The sequence below is a fragment of the Pseudomonas sp. 13B_2.1_Bac1 genome (genome assembly GCF_025466155.1).
GTDB classification, from domain to species: Bacteria; Pseudomonadota; Gammaproteobacteria; order Pseudomonadales; family Pseudomonadaceae; genus Aquipseudomonas; species Aquipseudomonas aylmerensis.
On sequence record NZ_JANLOH010000045.1, the window covers coordinates 1 to 11,203 of the forward strand.

Here is an 11,203-nt window from a genome sequence, read left to right on the forward strand (position 1 = left end):
GGCTGTGGCACTGACTTGTGGCGAGCGGGCTTGCCCCGCGTTGGGGTGCGAAGCAGCCCCAATTCAGTCACTGCATTCTTACAGACAGAACCTGCCAGCAGGTTTTGGGGCTGCTGCGCACCCCAACGCGGGGCAAGCCCGCTCACCACAATTAGGTCCAGTTCACCCCAATAAGCCCGGTTCACTCTAATAAACCCGACTCACCAAAAACGCGGCTACCCCCTATCCAGACACCACAGCCGTGGCCTTCCATCGACTTTCACCCAAACAATCGAAAACATTATTTGCTTTATTTGTATACAAAAGCATAATTCGCTTCGTGCGAGTTCCTGACCTATTGGTCAACAAAAACCCGCCAGTACCTCAAAGCGCTGCTGCCCACTTTCGTGACCGGCGCTGGAAATAACAATAAAACTCTTGAGGAGTACTCGCTGTGGAAAGCCGCAAATCCGAAGCCCCAACGCTGGATCTCTTACCCGCACGCAGTGGCTGGCTGGAACGCCTGTTCAAACTGCGCCTGCATGGCACCACAGTGAAGACCGAACTGATCGCCGGCCTCACCACGTTCATCACCATGGCCTACATCATCTTCGTCAACCCCAACATCATGGCCGACGCCGGCATCGATCATGGCGCGGCGTTTGTCGCCACGTGCATCGCCGCGGCGCTGGGTTGTCTGTTGATGGGCCTGTACGCCAACTGGCCGGTAGGCCTGGCGCCGGGCATGGGCCTGAACGCGTTTTTCACCTACACCGTGGTCGGCACCATGGGCTATCACTGGGAAACCGCGCTGGGTGCGGTGTTCATTTCCGGCGTGTTGTTCATGGGCCTCACGCTCTCCAGGATCCGCGAGTGGCTGCTCAACAGCATTCCGGTCAGCCTGCGCCACGCCATGGGCGCGGGTGTCGGTCTGTTCCTCGGGGTGATCGGCCTGAAAACCGCCGGGATCATCGTCGACAGCCCAGCCACGCTGATCAAGCTCGGCTCGCTGCATGAGCCGGCGCCGCTGCTGGCGGCGGTGTGTTTCCTGCTGATCGCGATCCTCAGCTATCACCGCGTATTCGGCGCGATCCTCATCAGCATCATCGCCGTGACCCTGGCCGGCTGGGGCCTGGGCCTGGTGCATTACAACGGGATCCTCTCCACCCCACCGAGCCTGGCACCGACCTGGATGGCCATGGACGTGAAGGGTGTGTTCAATGTGAGCATGATAAGTGTGGTATTTGCCTTTCTTTTTGTGCACATGTTCGATACCGCCGGTACACTGATGGGCGTTGCGCAACGTGCCGGGCTGGTCAATGCCGACGGCAGGATCGATAACCTGTCCCGCGCCCTCAAGGCCGACAGTGCCTCCAGTGTGTTCGGCGCCATGGTCGGTGTACCGCCGGTGACCAGCTATGTGGAAAGCGCTGCCGGTGTTGCCGCTGGTGGCCGTACCGGGTTGACGGCGGTCACGGTCGGCGTGCTGTTCGTGGCGGCGATGTTTTTCGCCCCGCTGGCGGGCATGATCCCGGCCTACGCCACGGCGGGTGCGCTGATTTACGTGGCGATGCTGATGATGGCGAGCATGGCCCACATCAATTGGGATGAAGCCACCGACAGCATCCCGGCCATCGTGACCGCGATCATGATGCCGCTGACCTTCTCGGTCGCCGACGGGATCGCCCTGGGCTTTATCACCTATGTGGCGCTCAAGGCCGGCACCGGCAAGTACCGCGAGATCTCCGTGAGCCTGTGGGTGCTGTGCGCGATCTTTATCGCCAAGTTCGTCTTTCTATAAAAAAAGGAGCATGCAATGAGTCTGGAAACCTGGCTGCTGTTCAGTGGCGCTGCACTGGTAGTGATCCTGATCCCGGGGCCGCTGTCGTTGCTGATGATCAGCAACAGCCTGAACTACGGCCTGCGTCGCTCATACCCGGCGTTTCTCGGCGGGGTGATCGCCTCGATCTGCCTGTTGAGCGCTTCGGCCCTGGGCCTGGGGGCATTGCTGCTCGCGTCGGAAAACCTGTTCAGCGCACTGAAGATCGTCGGCGCGCTGTACCTGTTCTATCTCGCCTGGCAGAGCTGGCAGCAATCACGCCAGCCATCCCAGGGCGCGACAGTGCCTGAAGCAGCGCCAGTACCGCGCTTTCGCGCCCTGTTTGGACGGGCTTTTGTCCTGGGTGCAAGCAACCCTAAAGACATTCTGTTTTTCGCCGCCTTCCTGCCGCAGTTTCTCAGCAGTCAGCAGCCGTTCCTGCCCCAACTGCTGATCATGATTGTCACGTGGACCGCCCTCGACCTGCTGTGCAAGCTGGCCTATGGCCTCGGCGCCCATGGCGCCGCGCGGTACCTGCGTAGCGGCAGCGGCCAAAGCTGGTTCAACCGCGTCAGCGCCGGGCTGTTCGGCGCCGCCGGGGTTCTGTCACTGATCAAGGTGCGTGCGGGCTCACTTTGACAAAGTAAACGGTGGGCGGGAGCGTGCCCTTTTTTGGCCAGTGAATACCCGCCACGATCCGGATCAAATGCTGCTCTTGCAGTGCCCTGCTGACGGCCACGAAAGAGAGTGAGTTGGAGTATTTCTGGATGGCGTAGTTAAACCACTTGTCCGTAAGGCGATTGCGCACAGCGACGCTCCCGTACTCAACCCACTGAAAGACCACGTAATACAGCGTGTTTGAATTGGGGTGCCTGGCAATCAATTCATGGCTCACTACATTGGAGCGCTTTACTTGCAGCGATTGGCAGTCAAAGCCTTGCTGCTCCAGTACCGTCCTGACGTGCGCATGCTGGGCAATATTTCTCGCGGCATCGGACTGCGGACCACCGGCTCTCAGCGTGGGGGCCAACCCCACAGGCGGCGTGAAGTCTACGCGGGTAAAGCCCGGTGCCTTGCCGTCGAAGCCGATAAAAATGCTTCCCTTCAGTTTAAACGGCCGCAACATTTGCAGCACATCATCCGTCTGGCCAAGCCTCCCGGGCGCAGGGGGTAACCAATTGTCCAGCGTCGCACGGATATTGAGCAAATGACTGGCCGTCACCGGGCGGGAAGCGTCGGCCAACTCAATCATTCTGATGACGAGAAACTCCCGGCTTTTGGCTGTCATCGTAGGGAAAGCCGCCGCTGCAGAGTGCACCAACGGCCTGTCGAACAGCGGCGCATGCAGCTGCCATTCGCCGGTTGGGCCGCGCGACACCGGGATGGGCTGTTGACGACGACCAGCAGCGGTGTTTGTCCAACGCTCAATATCGACGTGTGCCTTTGAAACCAGCGGCTCATTCCTGGTGATAAACGCAATCCTGGTCAATGGAGCCCGTTCACCCTGGTAGAGCAACCGGTAATACCCCGCCCCTGACTCCGTCGCAGTGTCATACCATGCGCCCACGTAGATGGCATCGTAGGGGAACCCTGGGGCCTCCACATGAACACGAGACACCCCGAACGCCGAGGGCGCTGAGATCTGACGCTCAGGCACTTGAGCACGCCAACTGAACCAATCGGTGCCCGCCACGGATGACTGCAAGATTCCGTTTTCCGTAGCGATGCGCACCGTGGGTGGTCGCCAGTCCGCTGGCACACTAGACGCTCGCCAAGGGCTGAGTACCCCCGAACTCGTTCCCGCCACCGGTTGAGGCGCATCCGCCTCCAGTAACCACTCCCGGCTCTGGTGGATGTCCAGAATCAGTTCGTCTTGCCCCGGCGCCTGCTTGTTTTTCAAGCGAAACAGCTGTTCCTCACCGCGCCGGTACACCGGGTAGTGATGTGATTCATCGACCACAAACTGCTCGCCATTTTTTACCTGGACGCCGCTCTCCCCCGGCCCTTTCAGGATCACAGCCGCCTCTGGTACGCCCTTGATTTTGAATGTTCGCAAGGGCTTGAACTGAATGACGGGTAGCGACGCCCTGTGGGGGACGCCAGGCCGCGCTGTCACGGAAAAGCGCTGGATCCGACTCAGGATAGTTGCCAGAGGACGGCGCGCACTACGTGCCCCAACAATGCCCTTCGCCTTTGAGCCGGGGATAAAACTGGTCAACACATCGATTGCCAAAAATGCGCTCATAAAGCCTACATCTACCGCATCGTGCGGGTTGCCAGTGCGATGGTAGCGTCGCGCCGCGAGCAGCAACTCATAGAAGGCGTTAAGCATTCCGAAAGGTGGCGACACAAACGACACCAGCGCGCGTATACGGGTATCGCTTTGCTCCTCCTCACGCAGGAGTCGATAGTTCTCCAGCGCCTTGCCGGAGTTACAGGCCGCTTGAGTCCCGCGTTGCAGCGCGAGAACGCTGGCGCGGTACAGCAATGCTGTGGCGTTGCTGTGAGAGGTAGGTACAACGGCCAGCCAGTCCAGCGGCTCACTGACAATCTGTTCGCGGGCTTGCTCTTCAATCTCATCGGGCAACGCCGTCGGCTCCAAGTGCTTGATGCTGAATGAGCGGACAAACTCGGCCGCCTTCCAGGCCCCCTTGAACATGAGACGAGCAGGCATCGGCTGGGGAACACTGTCTGTCCAATCGAAGGCGTCGAGAAAACTGGGTGCCCAGGAGGGGTCGTCGACGTTATCGGGGTGGTGGGTGATGGCCTCAAATGCCCAGCCGGGCGCGACCTGCTGCGCCAGCGCCTTGACGTTGGCGGGCAACGCGCCGATGCGATTCAAATCACGGTGGGCCTGTTGCAGGCTGCTGTATTCGGTGAGGGATAAGGTATCCGGAGCACCGGGCCAGTAGAGCACGCAAAGCTCGGAGCGCTTGTCATGGACGACCACTATCCCTGCAATGTAACGATCGTGCCGCATCGTCCAGCCCACCAGATGAACCACGTACAGTTGCAACTGATGCCCGTTTTTCGATAGGTCCCCTGGCGTTCGTGCCGCCAATGCAGTCGTAAATACGCTCTGTGCGTTCGTACTCAGCCCCCGTTGCACCGCCGAGAAAAGATGACTCTCCACACCGGCTTGTAACGCGCGATTCAACAACGCAGGAATACGCTCCTCGCTGAGTGCGTGCTCAGTGGCAACATGCGGATAAAAGACCTTTTTGATCAATGCATCGTACTGGCCACCGATATCCAGCGAAGACACCATTTCAATCAGGTAGTCGGCATTCAGCCGTTGTCTCCAGTCGGGTTGCAGATAGCGAGCGTAGTTAAATCGCCGCTTTGTAGAGGCGTCTCTCGGATCAAGGTTATGCAGCGCCAGCTGCAGCATGCTGAAGGTCGTGCGTTCAAGGGATGGCGTGTGGGTGACTTGGCGATCGCCAATAGAACTGTCGCTGTCCCACCCGCTCTGCTTGCTGGCCACCGCGTCGGGCATTTCGATCAACGGTTCGTCGATATCCAGCAGGGGGTAGAAACCATCCTGGCTCAAGCGGGCGATCAATGTGCGACGAGCGAAGGTGTCCAGGTCAGGCAAGCGTTGCTCAAGCCCTCCTTCAAATGCAATCACGCTGCTCAGGCAGCGGCGTTGCAGCCGTATGAAGTGTGTACGTTGGGCAGGCATTGCGCGCTCCAGCCACGCTGGAAGTTTTTTTGCTTCAGACGCGGCCTTGCGCAATAGATCAATATTGGCAAGCGCCTGCTTGAGCGCATCATTGGCCGGCACTTTCAGGTGTTCAGCCAACTCGCGCGCCAGCAGCAAGCGGCTCAACTCGGCATCCGAGACCTCACTGAAAGGACGGGCGCTGCCATCGATACTTTTTTTCAGGCGCGCGTAGTACTTGAGCAGATTCTTTAGAGAGAGCAACACAGGGTTACCCTCGACGAGATCGTAGCGTACCGCCAGCGTTCCACGCGCCGCGTACCCACGCAGGTCGTCACGTCTATCGCGCTCGACGCAGTCCCACAGCACAGAGTCGTCTCGGCTGCCCAGGCTGACCTGCAGGCTGCGGGTTAATGCGTCCAGGCTGGAAAACGTGATCACGCCGCCCTCCCGCCCGAAAGCACACAGTACGACCGGAGCTTCGCGGGTCGGAACCGTCACCGCCTCGGCCTGGGTCACCAGCCACACATTATGAAGGGGGTGGAAGACGCCAGTTTCACTGCCCACCGAGATCGACAGCACGCGGGCATCACTGCCCGGCCGTTTAGCTGCCCGAGGCTGGTCCACTATTTCGAGCACCAGGTCCCGATGGGCAGTGCGTATCAGTTTCAGCCGGTGTAGCACCTGCACCTCGCAGCGCAAGGCCTCTGTGTGGGCCTGTATGACCAGGAAAGCACGTACGCGAGTGTCGGTGGGGCGCTCAGCCCAAAATGCCAAATCGAACAGCCGTTGCTGCGCGTCCTGGGTCAAACTGTTCAACGCCTGCACATGAACCAGGCGCTGCTTCACAAGCGCCATGAGATCCAGATAGGCCGGGGCGTCATCGCCTGGATCAACCGGGTCGAGCAAGGCAACCAGCGCTTTTGCATAGCGTTTGACTTGGTGCTGTGCAGTGAGCAGGGGCAGACCAGGCGCCGTACTGGAAAAGATGATTTCTGCGCACCGCCGTTGCTGGTCCCACCGGAGCAATTCATCGCGAATAACGCCAAGCCGGGCGCTACCGATCAATTGCTTCCTCGCGCGCTCGATATACGCGAGAAAAGGCACCGCCGTCAGCGGCGAAGGTCGCGGTCGTTCACTGGAAAATACATGCGCGTAATTGACCATGGCGGCGCAGGCCAGCTCATTTTCCCATTGCCCGTCCAGCACCGCCAGCGCACTGAATCCCAGCACATCACCCATGATCACCGTGCCGCGAACAACGCCGGATGCCGGGGTCAGGCTGGTGGGCCTGCATGTTTCATGGCGGCGCGTTAACGGCATGCACTGCCAGAGGTCATCGAACAGCGAGTCGCTGACCAGATCGAGCAGGCCGCATTTAAGAAGGGCGAAGGAAGGGTACTCGTAGAAGTTGCGGACCACCCCCGGTACATAAATCACATGAGGCGCATCACCTGGGTCGCCCTCCCGATAAATATGCAAGGCTCCAGGGATCGGTACCGACCCTGCGCCCGGCCACATCAACTGACCCGCTCGCACACTGGCCCAATGCCCCCCTGCGCGCTGGCGTGCCTCAGCACTCGGGGCATCGACCAGCGCCTGAACCATAGTCATGCCCGCCGCTGATATCTCGTCGAGTTGACGCGCTAAAAAAGCCCGGCCCGCGAAGAGTTCCTTGTGCAGTTCCACCCAACGCTCTTTGCGTGTCAGCCAGGAACCCGGGGCCAGGCTGCTCCAATAGTGCGCTTGCGCTTGGGCGAGCCGGTCGAAGAGCTTCATCGCAATAACGCGCTGCAGCGCTTCCAATGGCGTATAGGGCAACTGGCTGGCCGAATCCCCCTTGATGCTCAGGGCAGTGAACTGGTTGATGTTGATCGACACGGCGGGCAGGACCAGCAACAGCAATGCCCGATCAGTCAAACTGTCAACTTTTTGCGGGGCCTTGGGCGGCTTGGATTCGGTAAACAGCAGATTGTCGGGATCAATCCCAAATGTTTTACGCAGCTCGACGCGAATCACCTTCAAGACCTTGGGCGCCCGCCCTGCCAGGCGTGCAAGCATCCGTACAGAGTCGGCACACCGCAAGTCAGCGACACCGATCTGGTTGATCAAGCGGCTGGGATGGGTTTGGGTATTGATGCGCAGTGTCAGCTGGTCGCGTATGGCCTGTGATACAGCCTGGGCAGGCACGTGCGGGTCGTCAAAGTCGCTAGCGTTGGTCGAGCGGGCCTCAGGGGATGCATTGGCCAGGTTGTCGGTAGATAAGGTCACGGTGGTTTCTTCGTCGAGGAAATCCCCCCAGCCTAAGCAGCACAAATAATCAACAGGCGTTAAATAGTTGAACGTCTAACCGGCAAAAAAAAGCCCGCAGTGTGGGCGGGCGAAAAACCAACGAAGAGCTTTGGGGGTGTGAAGCGAGGTGACGACTCAGCTACCGCGATAGGTGGAGTAGCTGTAAGGCGAAATCAGCAGGGGCACGTGGTAGTGGTCCTGTTCGGCACTGATGCCAAAACGCAGCACCACCACATCGAGGAACGCAGGCTGTGGCAATTGCACGCCGCGGGCACGGTAATAGTCGCCGGCGCTGAATTGCAATTGGTAGACGCCGCTGCGGTAATCCTCCCCTTGCAGCAACGGCGCGTCGCAGCGACCGTCGCTGTTGGTCACGGCCGTGGCGACCAGCTCCAGTTGCGCGCCTTCGACGCGGTACAGCTCAACCTGGATGGCGCTGCCTGGGCAGCCGTGGGCTGCGTCCAGTACGTGTGTGGTCAGTCGTCCCATGGGTTGGGGCTCCCTTGCGTTCAGTGAAATAGGCCGCCCCTTTATGGGGCATGAAAAAGTCGCGGCTGAGCTGATTAAGACACTTTTAATAAAAATTGTACACAATAAAAATCACAAAGTTTCTGACACCCCTGCCGGCACATACCCCTGGTTCAAAAACTCAACATCCCTTGCTTTTAAACGACCTTTTGTCCATTTACTGACCAACCGGGCAAGTTTCTTGCAGTGTTAAGCTGCGGCAACCGCCGAGAAAAAATGCGGAAATACAGGCTTACAAAGTGACTATCAAGTTGTATACAATCAGCCCATCGCTGTGACGCCACCCAGTCTTTCCGCTGGCCGCCACACACTTGCTACCACGAACAAGAAGGAAGACTGCAGTGAGCGCTGACTACCCACGCGACCTGATCGGTTACGGCAGTAACCCTCCTCACCCCCACTGGCCGGGCAAGGCGCGCATCGCTTTGTCGTTCGTACTCAACTACGAAGAAGGCGGCGAGCGCAACATTTTGCACGGCGACAAAGAGTCCGAAGCCTTCCTTTCGGAAATGGTCTCGGCCCAGCCGCTGCAGGGCGAACGCAACATGAGCATGGAGTCGCTGTACGAGTACGGCAGCCGTGCCGGCGTGTGGCGCATCCTCAAGCTGTTCAAGCAATTCGATATCCCGCTGACCATCTTCGCCGTGGCCATGGCCGCCCAGCGCCACCCGGATGTGATCCGCGCGATGGTCGAGGCCGGCCACGAGATCTGCAGCCACGGCTATCGCTGGATCGACTACCAGTACATGGACGAGGCCCAGGAGCGCGAGCACATGCTCGAAGCCATCCGCATCCTCACCGAACTGACCGGCGAACGCCCACTGGGCTGGTACACCGGGCGCACCGGCCCCAACACCCGGCGGCTGGTGATGGAGGAAGGCGGCTTCCTGTATGACTGCGACACCTACGACGACGACCTGCCCTACTGGGAACCCAACAACCCGACCGGCAAGCCGCACCTGGTGATCCCCTACACCCTGGACACCAACGACATGCGCTTTACCCAGGTGCAGGGTTTCAACAAGGGCGATGACTTTTTCGAGTACCTCAAGGATGCCTTTGACGTGCTCTACGCCGAAGGCGCCGAGGCGCCGAAGATGCTTTCGATCGGCCTGCACTGCCGCCTGATCGGCCGCCCGGCGCGCCTGGCTTCGTTGAAGCGCTTTATCGAATACGCCAAAAGCCACGAACAGGTGTGGTTCACTCGCCGCGTCGATATCGCCCGTCACTGGCAAGCAACCCACCCGTACACGGGAGCCGCGAAATGACTGCGTTCCAGACGTTGAAACCCTCGACCTTGAGCCGCGACGCCTTCGTCGCAGCCTTTGCCGACATCTACGAACATTCGCCATGGGTGGCCGAAAAGGCCTACGACCTGGGACAGGACACCTCGATCGACCAGATCGAAACCCTGCACCAGCGCATGAGCGACATCCTGTTGAGCGCCGATCATGCCAGCCAACTGGCGCTGATCAACGCTCACCCGGACCTGGCCGGCAAAGCCGCCGTCCAGGGCCAACTGACCGAAGCCAGCACCAATGAACAGGCTGGCGCCGGTATTCACCAATGCACGGCCGAAGAGTTCTCGCGCTTCACCGAGCTGAACGACGCCTACAAGGCCAAGTTCAAGTTTCCCTTCATCATGGCGGTAAAAGGCAGCAACCGGCATCAGATCCTCGCCGCGTTCGAAACGCGCATCCACAACTCGGTGGACACCGAGTTCAAGTGCGCGCTGGACGAGATCAACAAGATCGCGTTGTTCCGATTACTGACTCTTTAAGCAGACCTGGCCCGAGCGGTTCATGAACGCCCAGGGCCTGGCGAGCATCCCAAGCCACTCTATTTAAGGCAGACAAGAAGAATGAAAGCTTACGCCGTACCTTTCGAGAAGTTCGTCAACCTGGCCGACGCCCGCCTGGGCACCAAGATCATCTCCGTCACCGATGACTGGTTCGCCGACGCCAACCGCCTGTTCCAGCCGACCCCGGCCGTGTGGAAGGAGGGCGTTTTCGATGACAACGGCAAGTGGATGGACGGCTGGGAGTCGCGCCGCAAGCGCTTCGAAGGCTACGACAGCGCGGTGATCCGCCTGGGCGTACCGGGCTCGATCAAGGGCGTGGACATCGACACTTCATTCTTCACCGGCAACTACCCGCCATCGGCCTCGCTGGAAGCCTGCTTCCTGGCCTCGGGCGAGCCGGATGACAATACCCAGTGGGTGGAAGTGCTGTCGGCCGTCGAGCTGCAGGGCAACAGCCACCACTACCACGAAATCAGCAACGACCAGGCCTTCAGCCACCTGCGCTTCAACATCTACCCGGATGGCGGCGTGGCCCGCCTGCGTGTGTATGGCGTACCGTTCCGCGACTGGTCCGCAATCGGCGACAACGAACAGGTCGACCTGGCTGCCGCGTTGAATGGCGGTCGCGCCCTGGCGTGCTCCGATGAACACTTCGGCCGCATGAGCAACATCCTCAACCCGGGCCGTGGCATCAACATGGGCGACGGCTGGGAAACCGCACGTCGTCGCACGCCAGGCAATGACTGGGTGATCGTCGCGCTGGGTCACCCGGGCGAGATCGAGAAGATCATCGTCGACACCCTGCACTTCAAGGGCAACTACCCGGACACCTGCTCGATCCAGGGCGCTTTCGTGAAGGGCGGCACCGATAGCCAGATCGAAACCCAATCGCTGTTCTGGCGCGAACTGCTGCCGGCACAGAAACTGGAAATGCACGCCGAACACACCTTCGCCGAACAGATCAAGGCACTGGGCCCGATTACCCACATCCGCCTGAACGTGTTCCCGGATGGCGGTGTGAGCCGCCTGCGCGTTCTCGGCAAGGTCGCGAAACAAGGGTGAGCCCAATCGCGGGCAAGCCCGGCTCCCACAGGGGTACGCGGTCAAATGTGGGAGCCGGGGC

7 protein-coding genes are annotated in these 11,203 nt (G+C 59.9%); 5 read left to right on the plus strand and 2 right to left on the minus strand.

Annotated elements, in window-relative coordinates:
- The first annotated feature begins 433 nt into the window (after nt 1–433).
- Together NTD80_RS10310 and NTD80_RS10315 are read left to right on the plus strand one after the other, a co-directional pair.
- Complete coding sequence (locus tag NTD80_RS10310) at nt 434–1,780, plus strand: NCS2 family permease (RefSeq protein WP_065903410.1); 1,347 nt, start codon at nt 434–436, stop codon at nt 1,778–1,780.
- 15 nt (nt 1,781–1,795) lie between these two features.
- Entirely contained in the window at nt 1,796–2,437 is a 642-nt protein-coding gene (locus NTD80_RS10315; RefSeq protein ID WP_262133421.1) for a LysE family translocator, read from the plus strand.
- Here NTD80_RS10315 and NTD80_RS10320 read toward each other — a convergent pair.
- The gene (locus tag NTD80_RS10320) at nt 2,412–7,730 is read right to left on the minus strand and encodes a dermonecrotic toxin domain-containing protein (RefSeq protein WP_262133422.1); all 5,319 of its coding nucleotides are present in this window, start codon (nt 7,728–7,730) and stop codon (nt 2,412–2,414) included. The two genes, NTD80_RS10315 and NTD80_RS10320, sit on opposite strands and share 26 nt — an antisense overlap.
- 156 nt (nt 7,731–7,886) lie before the next feature.
- The gene (uraH, locus tag NTD80_RS10325; RefSeq protein WP_065903417.1) at nt 7,887–8,240 is read right to left on the minus strand and encodes a hydroxyisourate hydrolase; all 354 of its coding nucleotides are present in this window, start codon (nt 8,238–8,240) and stop codon (nt 7,887–7,889) included.
- Between the two features lie 380 nt (nt 8,241–8,620).
- On the opposite strand from uraH, the gene puuE reads away from it, so the two are divergent.
- The 3 genes from puuE (at nt 8,621) to alc (ending at nt 11,142) form a co-directional block, all read left to right on the plus strand.
- A complete protein-coding gene (gene puuE, locus NTD80_RS10330; RefSeq protein WP_065903420.1) occupies nt 8,621–9,547 on the plus strand; it encodes an allantoinase PuuE in 927 nt (308 codons plus the stop codon).
- Complete coding sequence (uraD, locus tag NTD80_RS10335; RefSeq protein ID WP_262133423.1) at nt 9,544–10,059, plus strand: 2-oxo-4-hydroxy-4-carboxy-5-ureidoimidazoline decarboxylase; 516 nt, start codon at nt 9,544–9,546, stop codon at nt 10,057–10,059. The genes puuE and uraD overlap by 4 nt, the downstream gene beginning before the upstream one ends.
- 81 nt (nt 10,060–10,140) lie before the next feature.
- Nucleotides 10,141–11,142 carry an allantoicase gene (alc, locus tag NTD80_RS10340; RefSeq protein ID WP_262133424.1) on the plus strand — a complete coding sequence of 334 codons (1,002 nt, stop codon included), beginning with the start codon at nt 10,141–10,143 and terminating at the stop codon, nt 11,140–11,142.
- Nucleotides 11,143–11,203 lie beyond the last annotated feature (61 nt).